Below are 15842 nucleotides of genomic sequence, written 5' to 3'. Positions count from 1 at the left end.
ATAATTACGCCTCAGCTGCAGCTTCAGAAGCTTCCTCAGTTCTGTGTGAATCACTCTCTGAAGAAAGCTGCTCCGGGTTGGGCCAGTATTTTTCCAGCAGACTCTGTTTCATCAGGGTCTCTTCCGGTCCAAAGCATTCAGCCATGGTCTCCCAGCACTTATCCAGTGCTTCCTCCAGAGACATGGCAGCGTCCAGAGACATAAAGCGTCTTTTGAACAGCTTGCCGAACTTGATGGTTTTCAAGTCATAGCTGGACAGTTCGAAGGCCATGGCCTGTTTCTGGGCGGCGTTCACCGAGTCTGAGTAGAAGCGGATCATGGTGTTCATGATGGCGGGATGGTCTTCGCGGGTTTCTTTACCCTGAACCATCTGCTTCAAACGGGACAGGGAACCAAATGGATCCAGGTGCCCTTCGTGCAGGTAGAACTGACCTTCGGTGATATAACCGGTGTTGTCCGGAACCGGGTGGGTCACGTCATTGCCCGGCATGGTGGTCACCGCCAGAATGGTGACAGAACCGGCACCCTTGTAGTCACAGGCTTTTTCGTAACGACGCGCCAGCTGGGAGTACAGATCCCCCATATAACCACGGTTGGCAGGGATCTTGTCCATGGCCACACCGATCTCTTTCATGGCGTCGGCGTAAGAGGTCATGTCGGTGAGCAGAACCAGTACCTTTTTGGACTCTTCGACGGCGAAGTGTTCCGCCACCGCCAGCGCCATATCCGGCGTCAGCAGACGTTCAACCGTCGGGTCAGACGCCAGGTTGGTGAACATAATGGTACGGGCAGAGACACCGGCTTCTTCAAAGGTAGTGCGGAAGAAGTGGTAATCATCGAAGATCAGACCCATGCCGCCAAACACAACGACATCCGCCTCTGCCTGAATGGCGATACGGGCCAGGAAGCGGTTGTAGGGTTCACCGGCGACGGAGAAGATAGGAATTTTCTGGGACTCAACCAGGGTGTTGAAGACATCGATCATGGGCACATTGGTACGTACCATGCGGGAAGCCAGTACACGACGAACCGGGTTTACCGAAGGTCCGTCGATCTCCACCCTGGGATCCTGTTCCAGGGCAGGACCACCATCAATGGGCTCACCGGCACCGTTGAAGATTCGCCCAAGAATATTGGGGGAGTAGGTGGTCTTCATGGGCTGGCCCAGGAAGCAGACCGACGCTCCGGTGGACAGACCCTTGGTACCGGCAAAAACCTGGAGAGAAACCTCTTCATGGTCAATCTTGATGATCTGCGCCATGGAGTAAGTCTGTCCATCCTGCTCAATCAACGCCAGATCACCATAGTTGGCCTGGGCATTACCCTCAGCCAGGTTAGGAACGTGGACGCGAATGAGGTCACCAACGATGCTGAGAATATTGGTGTATCGCAATAGGCTCTGGGGCATTACTGCTCCTCTATACTGCTGGGAAAAAAGAGAATGGACATGGGCTCAGGAGATCATCAGTCATGCAGGTAACGCTGAGTAAGTGCGATACGCCTCATTGCACACAACATAAGCCAATTGTCGTATGTTTAAGCTAATAAGCCCAAACACTGATCTGTACTGCTGGCTCTATCCAAGCCTCCTGTAAAACAACTTTTTCGCCTCATTAACACAGTCAACTCAGTACTTTCACAGGGAAAGTACTGAGGAACCATTTCGGGTAACGAATGGAAAACGCCAGATTAAACATCTAATAGAGTAGACAATTCTACGGGTTTCGCAGAGTTCCGCCTGAGCAGCAGGTCAGACTTATTGCTTCGTGTCATTCCGGAAGGTAGCCGTCATTGACACGGACTACCGACACTCCATGAGGCTAACGACTGTTACCCAATGTTTCCACCATCACAGCCTTGATGGTATGCATCCGGTTTTCTGCCTGATCAAAGACAATGGAGGCGTCAGACTCGAACACATCCTCAGTGACTTCCAGGCCGTTCATACCAAATTTGTCAGCGACTTCTTTGCCAATCACCGTGTCATCGTTGTGAAAGGCTGGCAGGCAGTGCAGGAAACGGACATTGGCATTGCCTGTTTTTTGCAGCACTGCCTGATTCACCTGATAGGGTTTCATAAGCTTGACCCTTTCATCCCAGGCTTCCATCGGTTCACCCATGGAAACCCAGACGTCGGTGTACAGGAAATCACAACCCGCCACCGCTTCATCCACCGACTCACTGATGGTAATCTTTGCCCCGGTTTCCCGGGCAATTTCCCGACATTGCTCGATAAGCTCAGGGGCAGGGAAGAATTCTGCCGGGGCAGCAATTCTGAAATCCACCCCCATCTTCGCAGAACCCACCATCAGCGAATTAGCCACGTTGTTGCGCCCATCACCGAGATAGCAGAGTTTCATCTCACCCAGTGAACGACCATTGCCGTGTTCCTGCATGGTCAGAAAATCCGCCAGCACCTGGGTTGGATGCCAGTCATCGGTCAGACCGTTCCATACCGGAACCCCTGAATAAGCCGCCAGATCTTCAACGTGCTGCTGCAGATGACCACGAAATTCAATGCCGTCGTACATACGCCCCAGTACCCGGGCAGTATCTTTCACCGTCTCTTTGGCCCCCATTTGCGAGCCACCACCGATATAGGTGACATTGGCTCCCTGATCAAAACAGGCCACCTCAAAGGCACATCGGGTTCGGGTCGAGGCCTTTTCAAAAATCAGGGCAATATTTCGCCCGGTTAAATACTGCTCCTCAGTACCGGATCGCTTTGCCGCTTTCAGCTGTGCTGCACGCTCCAGCAAGTGGCTGATCTCCATTGGGGAGAAGTCCAGTAGCTTGAGAAAATGACGGTTCTGCAAATTCTTCTCGATATCAACAGTCACAACAGTCATATACAGTTTCCTGTGTCAGGTCATTTGTTGTTCTTTACTTACCCAATCCAGCGATCTTTAAGTAGAAAGTGACAATGTCATTACTGCCTACGGTCAGGATTCAGGGAGTCACATCATCCATAGACCGGTTATTTCTGTCCAGCTCCGAATCGAACTTCACTCGGGCATAGACTAGCGCCGGACGATACGGAAGACATTACGTAAAAATACGTTTCCAGACTTTATCCCGCTCCAGGAGGCTATTCAGCGAGACTTTTTTTGGTTTGGATCGGCGCATAAGAGATAATATTTGCCTTCAGGATTTGACAGCCGCTCATAAACACCTGACAGAAGTCACAGATATCATCAATGCTGGACGAACACTGGACAGACACCGACCTGTTTTTCATATTCACCAGGTAGAGTCTGTCGGTATCCAGGACCAGCACCAGAATCTCTTCTCGCAAAGTGGATACCTCTGGCTCAAGCTCAACAAGTATATAGTCCGTTTTGCTAGTTGCTCGCTGGTTATACATCTCTATCAAGACATCGGCTAAATCGTTCTGCAAATTGATCATTTGTCTATTCAGCTCAACATCTATCCCGGGCAGCCCGGGCATCTGCGTGGCAGGCATGTCAAAAATGAGATGTACCCCTCGCTCCTTGCGATAACCAAGCCCCAATATATGGTCAATCACATTTTTGACGGTCAGTTGAGAGTCGCGCAGATTGCCCTCAATCATGTTATTCAGCAGGGTAACCTTTTCAGCATCCTCTTTGCGGATACGCTGCAAGCCAAGACTCTGGGCGGCATAAAGCAGAATCCTCCTGTTATTTTTTGACGGATCCCCCAGTCCGAAATCCCTCGGCGGGTACTGCTGCACAAACGCCTTGACATCGATTTTATCCAGACCTTCGGCATCAGACTCTCCCTTTTTGGTCGGACGAACAAATATAGCCTGGGTTGCCTCACTGACCAGCATAAGAAACTGGAGGTATTTCACTAACTGGGTACCACTGGCAAAACTCCAATAAACCAGGCGCCCAAGGGCACGGCTCGGTACCGGCTCACCGATAGTAAATAGAAATATCAGATGAGGTTCAGTCGGGTGACGAAAAATTCGCACCACTGGTGAGACCGGTTCCGGGCAACCCGTTACCGGATTCTGCCGTGAGCAGGCGAAGGTAACAAAGAACCGGTGTTCCGGTGCCAGCTGATCAAGATGTTGCTGCATAGCGGTAAAGAACGCACGGGCACCACCGGACTTGTCAATATTCATCTGTTTGCCGCAAAGATGATCTTCTTTATCACACATTTGCTGCCATCTGGGCACCACACCGACATCCATCATCTGTCTAAGAAAGCTATACCCTCTTTGCATTGCCAGAGACTGCAGCTCGACTGGCATCCACAGTTGCCCCAAAAGCCGCTCAAATGTCTTGGTCATACTGACCATATTCAGCTTCAGTGAGGGGCGAACGATCGTTTGGGCAACTGTCGGCAGAGCAGGATGAAGATGAGGAGCCCCGGGCGGTACCAGTTCCTGAGCGACCAAATTTTGCTGTACGAAAATACCTGGCTGAGCAAGAGCTCTTTCGGCCTCCTCTACATCGACAACTTGCTGGTTGCGGGTCCCTGATAGCCCAGTTGGTCCTGAAACTGCACCAATCGCTCCAGCTTGTTCACTGACTGCTTCACTATCGAAGGCCTGGATCGGTGCACAGCTACCAGCGGCCGACGCTGGCTCAAAAAGACTCCAGTCGTACTTCTTCACCTCTTCGGCAAAATCAGTATCTCTGGTAAACTCAACAGGTGTTTTTTTACAGACTGAACACTGAGCAACCTCCCGGGTCATCACGACAGTACAGCCATAGTGGTAGTTATGTTCGCAACAACGGGAAGCCATAAAGGGAGGACGCTCAATATACTCTGCACACAGACCACAAAACCGACGCTCGATAATCTCGTTAGTTAGCGGTTGCAACTCTCTGGCCAGGCTGCTTGCACCAAGGCCTGGGATATTTGATAACTGGGCACGGCTTGGATCCACAAAGACTCTCCTCAGTAAACTGTCATCAAGTCTAGCCCGGATATTTCATAAACTGCCCCGATTCTCGCACACAACCACATGGATGTAGGAGATAGGGCGACGCTGGATGCTAAAGCCGAGGACTTTGTCGCTTGTCGCTCTAAGGGATTTTGTGAGGGAGCGCCGTACCGGGGAGTACGGTCGACTGAGCAAAACTCCCTTAGAGCGACAAAGGACAAGCGAGAGCACGTTTATGAAATATCCGGGCTAGATCCATCCGAGCGGCGTAATTCTGTCTTCTATCACTTCCCCGTTAACCGCATTTACCACCATCTTATGTCTTATATGATTGTCATCCAGAAAAATGATTTCCCTGACATTCATATTGTTTTTGACACCGCTTCGGGTTCTCAGCACAACCATCCCACGGTATTTTTTCCGTGCATTTTTGATAATCTGCTCAAGGGATATCCGCTTGCCATCCGGTTTCAGGTCATACGTTACGTCTGTGATCACTCTGCCGGTATAAGCGTCCATCGTTAACTGGCGACGCTTCACTTTAAACTGTTTGTCAGCCAGCTCTATAACATAGACCATATTGCCACCCTGTCTCTCCAGCCAGGTTCGAATTCTATTTGCTCCGGGGTACTTACTTTCCACCTTTGACAAGATCTCTTCCATTGGCATGGGTACCTGCATGGGGGCATGATCTATCTGCTTGCCACTGAAAGCACCATAAACAACGCGCTCCAACTGGTTATTGGCATCAATAAAGTCGATAACAAACACTTTCTGATGCTCTTCTTCCTGCAACCGGGCTGAGTATACAACCACGTCAGAAGCCTTGATCCCGAATGTATGTCGGGTTCTGGCTATCAGCTGGTCAAGGGGCACGATAGATCTGAGCTTGCCAGGCTGTTCAAGGTATGCAGGTGTTGCAGGCACAGTACTGTCCGCAGCAAAAACCGCAGATAAAGACAAAGCTGCGCCCGCCAATACGCCTGAAATCATCTGCACAGGGAAACTGAACACATTCATCGAGTCACGCCTCTTTTCAGACAACTGTAGAATTGTTTTGCCATAACGCAAGCAGCAATACCTGACGGGAAAACGGAAGGTTACAGATTAAAGAAGGAGTAGAAGCTTTTTAATTTTTGTCCTGCTGCCTGAAAAGATATCGGCTGAAAGCGTATCGGGGTTCCGGGCATTGCCTGTGCCAGCCTATTCAAATCCAACTGGGCAACACAGCCGAACTTGGGGTAGCCACCCAGTGTCTGGTGGTCGCGCATCAGAATAATTGGCTGACCATTTTCAGCTATCTGAACAGCCCCCAGGGCGATGCCTTCAGAAATCACCCCGCTGAAGGGGGGCGTAATTTGAGCCCCTGCCAATCGATACCCCATACGATCGCTATTGGGAGAAAGCGTGAATTGGGTCTGATAGAGACTTTTCCGGCTCTGTACAGAAAATGCCCGGGCCTGATACGACTCCATCAGATTAAGGCTCAGTGGCCCGACATATTCCGGGATATACCGGGCTGGTACCATGCGGTTTATGCCGGGTTTAACTACCTCTCTGGAAACGGTCTCAAGATAATCCCCCGGCGTTATCAGACTACCACTGTCTTCCTTCCCAATTCTGGCCCCTAACCCGCCAATACCATCCCTGACCACGGTCGCCACACTGCCAAAGACGGCGGGTGCAGCAAAACCGCTGGGAATGGCCAGATAGGCTCTCAGCCCTTTTTTGGGAAACTGAAATGATAAGGTATCGCCTTTATTCAGATGCAGGGTCCGCCACCCTTCCACAGCCTGACTATTGACTCTGGCTCCCAGATCAGCCCCGGTTAACGCCAGCGTGATGGCTTGATGCGCTAAAAACCTTGCCTGTCCACCGGTTATCTCCAACTGGGAACAGAACATAGGGTTTCCCAGAAGATAATTTGCCCAGCAATAAGCATGTAAATCCATAGGGCCACCCTGGGCCAGGCCCTGGTACCCCACTCCCGTTCGACCAGTATCCTGAAGCTGCGTCATCATCCCCGGGTCCAGGACTTCCAGTGCGACCACAAAGTACCTCCAAGCGCAAAAAACTCATCCCGTGATATAGGCTGGAACTGCACAGACAAACCCACAGAGAAAGGTGACATGGGTGTTTTGTCAAAATCAATCAAAGAAACCGGACAATTCCCAATTATCTGCCAACCGCCGGGGGAGTCGGATGGATAGACAGCGGTTTGCTGGTCAGCAATCCCGACACTGCCTGCTGGCAGCATTTTTCGGGGCTCGGACTTTCTTGGCGTGGCAATCGCGAAGTCAACTGCCCCCAGGAAAGCAAAACCAGGGCTAAAGCCGATAGCACAAACGACATAAGTCGACTTACTGTGAATCTGGATAACATCTGCCACTGTGCGGTTATGAAACTGTGCAACCTCCGGTAAATCCGGCCCCGTCTCCAGGCTGTAATAAACGGGCAAGGTGATTATCTTGCTGGCCTTCCGGGCACGATCATCTTTATCATTAGACAGAAAAAAAGCATCAACCAGCCCCTGCAGCCGACTTTTTAACGCGATAAAATCCGTTTTCAGCGGGTGGTACTGAATATAGATGGTCGTATAAGAAGGGATAACTTCAATAAGCTCTGACGAACAGCTATCTCTGATATGGTCAGCCAGAGTGCCTGTTTTTATTGCCAGCTGAGTATCAATATGATCACCCAACCGTATGATCAACGCTGATTCTGACACAGGCTGGATATCCATCATGACGCAGCGTCTGGCGACTTTACAATCTGATGAATCTGCTGGATCAGCGCTATGGCGTCAGGATTATCACCATGAACACACAGACTATCGGCGTTCAGCTTCAGCCGCTTTCCGCTGATGGTGCTCACTTCCCCCGAGAGCAAGCCTCTCACCTGCTTAAGAATCGTGGCTGAATCCCGGTGAACAGCCCCTGGCAAGGTTCTTGACACCAGCAGGCCATGATCGTCATAAGCCCTGTCTGCATAGGCTTCATAAATCAGTGGTACTGAATACCTGTCAGCTGTCTTTTTTTGCAACGCATTATTGCTCAGTGCCTGAATCATAAGCGCTGGTTTGATCTCCATATTTGCCGCGGCAATCACAATGGCTTCAAACACATCCGGGTCATTCATCATCCCATGGTAAAGGGCACCATGGGGTTTAATGTACTTTACCCGGGTGCCATGCTGCTGACAGATAGCATCCAGTGCGCCAACCTGGTAAGCCACAAGGGCGGTGATACTTTCAGGGCTGTGAGGAATGGGGCGACGACCAAACCCGGCCTTGTCATGATATCCGGGGTGAGCACCAACCGTGACACCGCACTCCACCGCCTGTTGCACAGTGTCACTCATGGTATCGGGGTCAGAAGCGTGAAAGCCGCAGGCAATATTAGCCATATCAATCCATGGCATCACTGCCTGGTCATTGCCCATTTGCCAGGGGCCAAAACTCTCCCCCATATCACAATTCAGCTGCACGTGTTTACCTGTAAAGTTTGTGTACTTCTTCCGCCAGAATAGTCAGCCCCTGTTCAACGTCCTGATGATCACGGGTATACGTCAGCCTGAGGCATTCATGCTTATGAGGCCAGTCGTCGTCTATGCCCGGAAAGAAGTAATGCCCGGAAACCACCAGCACATTTCTTGCCTTCAGTCGTTCATACAATTCCAGGCTGGAGACAGGCAGGCCTTCAAACCATAACCAGAGGAACATTGCCCCTTCCGGTTTATGAACATGCCAGGGAATATCACCCAGTTTCTCTTTGAGGCAGTTCACAGCAAACTGAGCCTTCTCCTGATAGTAAGGTCGAATCACATTCTCACAAAGAGCGTTAATGCTGTCATCCCGGATCATATCCAGTGCCAGCAGGCTACCCGTACTGTTTGGTGCCAGATTCATAATGGCATTAATACCCGACAGTGCTCTGATAACCTGCTCATTGGCCACCACAATACCGGTTCTGACCGCCGGGAGCCCCAGTTTGGACAGGCTCAGGCAAAGAATGGTGTGTTCGTTCCAGCGGGGAGTCGCTTCGGTAAAGATCAACTTGGGAAACGGCGTGCCGTAGGCACCATCAATGATCATGGGAATATCATGTTGCAGGGCCAGACTGTCGAGCCGCTCAATTTCACTATCTGTCAGTACATTACCGGTTGGATTGGTAGGGCGTGACACACAAATGGCACCAATACTGTCATCAATCACCAGCTCCTGAAAATCCACCCGGTATTTGAAGGTATGCTGATCCAGATGCTCAATTTCAGGCTTATTGGCCGCAAAAAAATCATCACTCAGCCCGGCATCGGCATAACCGATGTATTCCGGTGCCAGCGGTAACTGGATACGCTTGTGCCCGCCATCCCCATAACGTCCGGCAAACATATTGAACAGCATAAAAAAAGCGGCCTGGCTGCCATTAGACAAGGCAATATTGTTTGCCGTCAGCTGCCAGCCAAACTGACGGTTAAGAAAAGCCGCCATCTCACGGACGAAGTCTTTTTCTCCCTGAGGAGGATCATAGGTACCCACCAGCCGGGTAAACTCCGCCTGACTCTCGGTAATTTGCCGCAGTCGCTGCCTGAATACAGCTTCCACTTCGGGGATATGGGCCGGATTACCGCCGCCCATCATAATCATATCTTTACCATCAGCAAGGGCATTACCCAGATCATCCATTAATGAAAGGATGCCGGAATGGCTGGTGAATTTTTCGCCAAAGGCAGAAAGCTTCATGCTTACCCCTGATTTATTCTGGTCATAGGATAGTAAAGGTGCTGTTATATAATGATGAACAGGAGCTGTCCACCATCCAGCCTGCCACGGGCCGGATATACGAGGCAGACTTATTACCAGAAAAGGATTATTATGCCCGTATATCGTGAATCGACGGTAAGCCACCCGCTGCCGATGCGGTGTTAACGGCACGATATATCGCCTGTTCCACAGCCTCCGCCCCCACAATACCCAAAACATTTACATCAGCATCCACTTCGCCGGTTGCTGCACTGAAAATGGTATCACCATCGTACATTGAGTGTGCAGGGCGAATGGCTCGCGACAAACCATCATGCCCCATTTGTGCCATCTTTAAAGCCTGGGCTTTGGTTAATTTCCCGTTAGTCACCACCACGCCGATAGTGGTATTTGCCCCGGGCAGTGCTTGAACGGCCTGGTCATTCATTAAGAGATCCATACCAGAAACAAACTGCTGTCCATCTTCGCTCCTGGTGCCGGCAATAAGCTTATCACCGGCAACAGCATCTCCCCAGGCATTGACAGCCACCACGGCACCGACAACCAACCCTCCTCTCAGCCTGATGGCGTAACAACCGATGCCACTTTTTGTCGCCCGGTCAAACCCGGCAACTTTACCAATTGATGCCCCGGTACCGGCACCGACATTACCTTCTCCAATGTCGCAGCGACTGGCCAACCTGGTGGCTTCATACCCCATTTGCTCACTGGGTCGGGCAGAGGCATCGCCGACCGACTGGTCAAATAGCACCGCACCGGTGACAACCGGAATCCTGACGAAGCCTGTGGGTAACCCAATGCCCTGCTCCTCCAGGTAACGACTGACCCCGTTCATACTTTCCAGACCAAGCGCACTGCCACCACAAAGCACAATGGCATGGACAGAATCCACCAGGTTTTCAGGCCTTAGCAACTCCGTCTCCCTGGTTCCGGGAGCGGCACCGCGCACATCAACACCCGCTGTCACGCCCTGATCAAAGCGCAGCACCGTCACTCCGGTCAACCTTTCGATATCTGATGCATGACCAATGGCCAGGCCGCTAATGGAAAAAAGCTCATGCCGCTGAGTAGTCATCTGCAGACCCTGTGACACGGATAATAAGTGGCTGGCCACCCAGAAGGCTGACCGTTTTTTCATTCGGCAACCGCAAAGATAGTCAAACAGACCAAAGCTTGCCCTGGTTTTGAAATGCATTCCTCATCATTGGAATTGATAGACCATGGAAGATATCGTTGAATACGATGCTGAACAGAAAGGTGCTGAAGAAAATTGAAATCCTGATCAAAAACAAGACGATTTTCTAGTAGATTAGCTTGCGGAGGAGGAGGCAGATAAAAGAGAAGTTTCAGGCAGGAAATTGGCGTCCCCTAGGGGACTCGAACCCCTGTTACCGCCGTGAAAGGGCGGTGTCCTAGGCCACTAGACGAAGGGGACGCAAACCTTCGTGCATTGCTGCAGCGGATGCGTATACTAATCATCACTTACCACAGAGTCAACCCCTCTTTATTTTTTCATCAATGGTTCTTGAAAAACAGCCATTTTAACGATTAGATGGGCCACTTATCGCCCGGGAAAGGCAGAGAAATATGAGGCTTAGGGACAGACTCTCTTTTAAGCAAGTCAAATACACAGTCAGCGTTGCATTTATTCTGGGATTGATTTTCAGTGTCTTCCAGGTAACTCACGATTATAAGACTCAGGACAAGAGCATCGATAGTGCCATTCAGGCTTATCTGGACATCAGCAAGGCACCCGCATCACGTATCGCCTACAACCTGGATGAAGAGCTGGCCATAGAGCTGGTGAATGGACTCATTGAGTCGCCGTTAATTCTCAGTGCAGCAATTATTGACACCGACAACCTGGTTCTGGCCAAAGCCGGAACCGCAAAAAATCCTGACGAACAAAGACAATTTACCGACCTCTTCTTTGGCACCACACGAACTTATCAGCAACAATTGTCAGTGCCTTACGACCTTGAAGAAGAGCTTGGTACTCTGACCATCACCGCTGACACGCGCCCTTCCGGTCAGGAGTTTCTGGATCGCTCAGTACTCACCCTGGTGTTTGGACTGGTCCGGACCTTGCTGCTGGCGCTGGCTCTGCAGGGCATGTTTTATCTGATGCTAACCAAACCACTCTTGAAACTGGCCCGTCACGTAAAGCAGGTTCGAACAGGCTGCGAACATAAAACACTGGCAATCTCCGGGAAACATCAAAAAGATGAAATAGGGCTCCTGACCAGCGCATTTAATGAGTTTCAGGATGATATTGAAAAACAGCTATATCATCTAAGTCTTGCCGAGAATGAGCTTAGAAAACATAGCCATGATCTTGAACTTCGCATTGCTGACAGGACGCAGGAACTGCTGGAAAACAATAACGCGCTATTCAAGGCCAATGCGGAACTTGAGAAAGCCCGGCAGGCCGCACTTCGTTCAGCCAGAATTCGTGGAGAACAGCTTTCTTACCTGAGCCATGAGATTTGCACGCCACTGAATGGCATTTTAGGCATGCTGGAGCTGACCATTAATGAAGAACTGACCGACAAACAATATGAGCGCCTCGATCTGGCTCGTCAGTCAGGCGTTCGACTGGTCCGACTGCTCAATAGCTTGCTCGACCTGGCCAGGCTGGAGTCCGGCAAAGTTGCCATTGAACATACTCATTTCAATTTGCGTGAAATCATTGAAGAATCGGTCGTGTTGTTGAGTCAGAAGAGCTACGAAAAAAATATTCCACTGACCTGTGATATTGACCCAACGCTGCCAACCACTCTGCTTGGTGATCCTACCCGCATCAGTCAGGTCATTAATAACCTTCTGGGTAATGCCATTAAATTCACCCATCAGGGTGAGATCAAACTATCACTGGACTCAAAACCGCTTAGCGAAAACCGTCTTGAACTGATCATTAACATTACCGATACCGGGATTGGCATCCCCAAAAAGGCCCTCGAAGCAATTTTCACCCCTTTTACCCAGGCCAGCAATGCGATCTATGACAGCTACGGGGGCTCCGGTATGGGGCTGGCACTGACCAAGGAGCTGGTGGAAGCAATGGATGGATCCATCAGGGTCATGTCCCGGGAAAAGCAGGGCAGTACTTTTTCGATAAAACTGCCCTTAACACAACCTGAACAGATAACCAGTGAAGCCACCATTACCCTGGAAAACCAGCCGGTATTACTGGCCTGTGAAGAATCCACACAGCAAATCTGTCACCGGTTGCTCAGCTACTGGAATGTACCCTGTCGTATTGTTGAGCCTGACGACAGCGGTCTGAACATTGATTACGACTCAACCGAATCGCTCATTATCACTGATCAACAATCCCTGGCCCTGAATATGGCTCAACACCGTCCTCAATGTAAAACGATCTTTATCAGCTATGAACAGCCCCGTGAAATGCCTGATAATCTGTTATGGCTCTCACTGCCGGTGACTCAGCAAAAGCTCTATAAAAAGTGTGCAGAAGTCATTGGCATTCCCGACAACCGGTCACCAGAAAGCATCAATCACCCACACAATGCAACGGACCATCAACAGCCAGCCTTCAGGAAGAAAAGGATCCTGGTAGTAGAAGACAATGTGATCAACCAGCTGGTGACTGAGGGTATGCTTGAACAGCTGGGGTACAATATAAACCTTGCCAACAACGGTCAGGATTGCATCACAGCTTGCACCACTGAAAAGTTTGACCTGATCCTGATGGACTGCAATATGCCCGTAATGGATGGCTACGCTGCAACAAAACAGCTGCGAAAAATGACGAATACCAGACAGACGCCCATCATCGCACTAACAGCAAACACACTGGAAGAGCACAAAGAACGATGCCGGGACGCAGGGATGAATGGCCACATTGCCAAGCCTTTCAATAAAAAAGCGTTAGATACATTACTGAACCGATGGCTTGAGTAATTACTTTACCAGGGTCTGGACAATTGTTTTTCGTCCCGGTTTTGCCGGGCTCGACAGATCATCTTTCAGTAACTTCTGTGTTGCCTCATCTAACGTCTGAATGATCTTTTTACGCTCGAACTCATCAATACTGTTGGTATCCAGACTGAAGGAAAAGCCTTTGCTGTCGAGTTCAAAATAACTTTTCTGCTGACCAAGATTGCGGCGCAGATCGATCACTTTATAAATAGGCACCGAACGACTGAAGCCTTTTACCTGTATCTCTCCCTTGGACTGACAAAGTACCACATCCTTAACCAGCGACCAGGTTTCATGGGACAGCAGAATCTGGTTGGGTTTTGCTGCGCTTTCCAGCCGACTGGCCAAATTCACCTCACGCCCCAGGAGGGTGTAATCCATACGGGACTCGGCACCGAAATTACCCACCGTACAGTAACCGGTATTGATGCCAATCCTGATTTGAAGTGGGTTCTCGACCCCTTTGGCGATCCATTGCTTGCGCAGTACTTGCATGTGTTTCTGCATTTCAATGGCCATTGAAACAGCGGCCAGGGCATCTTTTTGATAGCCCCGGGTTTTAGGGTCACCAAAGAAAATCATAATACTGTCACCGATAAATTTATCGATGGTTCCCCCATATTTCAGAGCAATACGGGACATGTCGTTCAGGTAAGTGTTCAGCAACTCTGTCAGCACCTCTGGCTCAAGTGCTTCGGCCAGATCAGTAAAGCCTTTGATATCGGAAAAGAAGACCGTCAGTTTTTTTCGCTGGCTCTCCAGTTTGGTATTGCGCTTACCGGAAAAAATGGATTCCCATACCTGGGGAGAAAGGTATTTGGCCAGACTGCTGGCAAGCCTGCTGTAACGTTGCCGCTGTTGCTGGGCACTGAGCTGAATAGCCTGAAAATGCTGCTCTCTGAGCCTGAGGACATAGGCACAGTAGGATATGAAAATAAGCATTCCAAGCAGACTGATAAACACTGCATCCTGCCCGGCTGAAATGGTGAAATCAGGTTCAATAAAGTGATGAATAGATATGGCAGCTGCTGCAGGGGGAATGATGATCATCAGCCCCCTCAGCCCTTGAAGGTAAATCGCCCAGCCTGTCAGCAGAGCCACCAGCAGCATGCCACTGACCATCGGGAAATCGGCAAGGGTGATTAAGGCTCCAACATTCAAAGAATCCAGTAAAAGGGTAACCAGAGGCTTTTTGTTGTCCACTGTCTTTTGATTGCTGGCGCGAAATACCACGTTGATCGCCAGGTTGGAAAGCCAGGGAAAAACCGATAAATAAGCGACAGCGCCCAGGAAAACAGAAGGAAGGTACTGGTTGGCCAGCCCGTAAACCATCACCGAGGCAGCGAGCCAATAGGCCAGGACTCTTGGAGAGAGCCGGGGAGCACGACTCTGGGGCGGAGATACAGTATTCTTATTGGATTGCATTAAAATTGGTTCATAGCCAGACCTGATAATACCGTCAGCAATTTGCTGTGGGCAGGTCATTCTAACATGCAGGAACGCTCAAATCTGTAATTGGTGGGAGTGAGTTATTGATGAATGGTATAGAGCTTTTGCTGGAAAGGGTATCGACCCCCATCCTGGAGGAACCAGCACCCAGCGATCAGCAACTGGATGTCATGTTCAAGGCAGCCCTGAGAGCCCCTGACCATGGCCGTATTCGCCCCTGGCGATTTTTAAAAATCAGTGGCCAGGCGCGGGAAGCGCTGGGTGAGCTGATGGCGCAGGCAGTCCTTGAGGATCAGCCTGACCTTTCAAAAGATGCGCTGGCACGTTTCAAAGGGATGCCGCTCCGAGCCCCTATGCTGGTACTGGCTATTTGCCCGGTTAAGCAGCATCCAAAGGTGCCGGAGATTGAACAGAAGATGTCACTGGCGGCCGCAGTTCATTCTCTGCTGCTGGCGGCCCATGCCCAGGGGGTCGGGGCAATGTGGCGAACCGGGGAGCTTTGTTACCACCCACGACTGGCAAAAGGGCTGGGTCTTGCCGACAACGAGCAGCTGATGGGTTTTATCTACCTTGGCAAGCCAGCTGGCGCTAAAAAGAAAGTGCCTGTATTGGATGTTAATGACTTTGTTTCCGAGTGGGTGACCAGTGCCTGATTGGGCAATAAAAAGCCCCGTTTTCAATGAAGTCTGACGTTGCTCAGGAGCCTGTCGGACTGAGAAGCCAGGAGCCTGTCGGACTTAAGCGTCCGTCTAGGCGACCCCGTAGCGAGGATTGCGAGAAATTGAGGATAAAAATTTCTGCTTCTGAGGAGAA

General features: G+C 50.5%; 12 protein-coding genes and 1 tRNA gene. 2 read left to right on the top strand and 11 right to left on the bottom strand.

The window, feature by feature from the left end:
* Positions 1 to 4: 4 nt before the first annotated feature.
* From ACO6UY_RS18770 to ACO6UY_RS18725, 10 genes are all read right to left on the bottom strand, one after another.
* Positions 5 to 1408, bottom strand: coding sequence for a V-type ATP synthase subunit B (locus ACO6UY_RS18770; protein ID WP_422450305.1), 1404 nt, complete (start codon positions 1406 to 1408; stop codon positions 5 to 7).
* Between the two features lie 412 nt (positions 1409 to 1820).
* Complete coding sequence (gene argF / locus ACO6UY_RS18765) at positions 1821 to 2828, bottom strand: ornithine carbamoyltransferase (RefSeq protein ID WP_422450563.1); 1008 nt, start codon at positions 2826 to 2828, stop codon at positions 1821 to 1823.
* A gap of 260 nt (positions 2829 to 3088) precedes the next feature.
* Positions 3089 to 4879: a hypothetical protein gene (locus tag ACO6UY_RS18760; RefSeq protein ID WP_422450304.1), complete on the bottom strand. Its 1791-nt coding sequence runs from the start codon at positions 4877 to 4879 to the stop codon at positions 3089 to 3091.
* A 246-nt stretch (positions 4880 to 5125) separates the two neighbouring features.
* Complete coding sequence (locus ACO6UY_RS18755) at positions 5126 to 5896, bottom strand: PepSY domain-containing protein (RefSeq protein ID WP_422450303.1); 771 nt, start codon at positions 5894 to 5896, stop codon at positions 5126 to 5128.
* Between the two features lie 80 nt (positions 5897 to 5976).
* On the bottom strand, positions 5977 to 6927 hold the full coding sequence (locus tag ACO6UY_RS18750) for a biotin-dependent carboxyltransferase family protein (RefSeq protein ID WP_422466660.1): 951 nt from the start codon (positions 6925 to 6927) through the stop codon (positions 5977 to 5979).
* Entirely contained in the window at positions 6894 to 7622 is a 729-nt protein-coding gene (pxpB, locus tag ACO6UY_RS18745; RefSeq protein ID WP_422450301.1) for a 5-oxoprolinase subunit PxpB, read from the bottom strand. The genes ACO6UY_RS18750 and pxpB overlap by 34 nt, the downstream gene beginning before the upstream one ends.
* The gene (locus tag ACO6UY_RS18740; RefSeq protein ID WP_422450300.1) at positions 7619 to 8362 is read right to left on the bottom strand and encodes a 5-oxoprolinase subunit PxpA; all 744 of its coding nucleotides are present in this window, start codon (positions 8360 to 8362) and stop codon (positions 7619 to 7621) included. The genes pxpB and ACO6UY_RS18740 overlap by 4 nt, the downstream gene beginning before the upstream one ends.
* Before the next feature lie 4 nt (positions 8363 to 8366).
* The gene (locus tag ACO6UY_RS18735) at positions 8367 to 9617 is read right to left on the bottom strand and encodes a valine--pyruvate transaminase (RefSeq protein ID WP_163369720.1); all 1251 of its coding nucleotides are present in this window, start codon (positions 9615 to 9617) and stop codon (positions 8367 to 8369) included.
* A 130-nt stretch (positions 9618 to 9747) separates the two neighbouring features.
* Positions 9748 to 10713: a P1 family peptidase gene (locus ACO6UY_RS18730; RefSeq protein WP_422461603.1), complete on the bottom strand. Its 966-nt coding sequence runs from the start codon at positions 10711 to 10713 to the stop codon at positions 9748 to 9750.
* Positions 10714 to 10997: 284 nt separating this feature from the next.
* Positions 10998 to 11073 (bottom strand) — tRNA-Glu (locus ACO6UY_RS18725).
* 152 nt (positions 11074 to 11225) lie between these two features.
* Between ACO6UY_RS18725 and ACO6UY_RS18720 the strand changes: the two genes are divergently transcribed.
* Positions 11226 to 13562, top strand: coding sequence for an ATP-binding protein (locus ACO6UY_RS18720; RefSeq protein ID WP_422450298.1), 2337 nt, complete (start codon positions 11226 to 11228; stop codon positions 13560 to 13562).
* Here ACO6UY_RS18720 and ACO6UY_RS18715 read toward each other — a convergent pair whose 3' ends face one another.
* Positions 13563 to 15005: an adenylate/guanylate cyclase domain-containing protein gene (locus ACO6UY_RS18715; RefSeq protein ID WP_422450297.1), complete on the bottom strand. Its 1443-nt coding sequence runs from the start codon at positions 15003 to 15005 to the stop codon at positions 13563 to 13565.
* Between the two features lie 110 nt (positions 15006 to 15115).
* Here ACO6UY_RS18715 and ACO6UY_RS18710 point away from each other — a divergent pair, with 110 nt between their 5' ends.
* Positions 15116 to 15682, top strand: a complete 567-nt coding sequence (locus tag ACO6UY_RS18710; RefSeq protein ID WP_422450296.1) for a nitroreductase family protein — start codon at positions 15116 to 15118, stop codon at positions 15680 to 15682.
* Positions 15683 to 15842 lie beyond the last annotated feature (160 nt).

It is taken from the genome of Endozoicomonas sp. ALE010, assembly GCF_049310165.1.
In the GTDB taxonomy this organism is placed as follows: domain Bacteria; phylum Pseudomonadota; class Gammaproteobacteria; order Pseudomonadales; family Endozoicomonadaceae; genus Endozoicomonas.
Note: the sequence above shows the minus strand (reverse complement) of the source record. Positions and strands in the feature narration are given on the sequence as shown.

Excerpts from the sequence above, each read along its gene's own strand:
- ACO6UY_RS18735 (WP_163369720.1), bottom strand. The coding sequence starts at position 9,617 with ATGAAGCTTTCTGCCTTTGGCGAAAAATTCACCAGCCATTCCGGCATC.
- ACO6UY_RS18755 (WP_422450303.1), bottom strand. The coding sequence starts at position 5,896 with ATGAATGTGTTCAGTTTCCCTGTGCAGATGATTTCAGGCGTATTGGCG.
- ACO6UY_RS18770 (WP_422450305.1), bottom strand. The coding sequence starts at position 1,408 with ATGCCCCAGAGCCTATTGCGATACACCAATATTCTCAGCATCGTTGGT.
- pxpB (WP_422450301.1), bottom strand. The coding sequence starts at position 7,622 with ATGATGGATATCCAGCCTGTGTCAGAATCAGCGTTGATCATACGGTTG.
- ACO6UY_RS18710 (WP_422450296.1), top strand. The coding sequence starts at position 15,116 with ATGAATGGTATAGAGCTTTTGCTGGAAAGGGTATCGACCCCCATCCTG.
- ACO6UY_RS18715 (WP_422450297.1), bottom strand. The coding sequence starts at position 15,005 with ATGCAATCCAATAAGAATACTGTATCTCCGCCCCAGAGTCGTGCTCCC.
- ACO6UY_RS18730 (WP_422461603.1), bottom strand. The coding sequence starts at position 10,713 with ATGACTACTCAGCGGCATGAGCTTTTTTCCATTAGCGGCCTGGCCATT.
- ACO6UY_RS18720 (WP_422450298.1), top strand. The coding sequence starts at position 11,226 with ATGAGGCTTAGGGACAGACTCTCTTTTAAGCAAGTCAAATACACAGTC.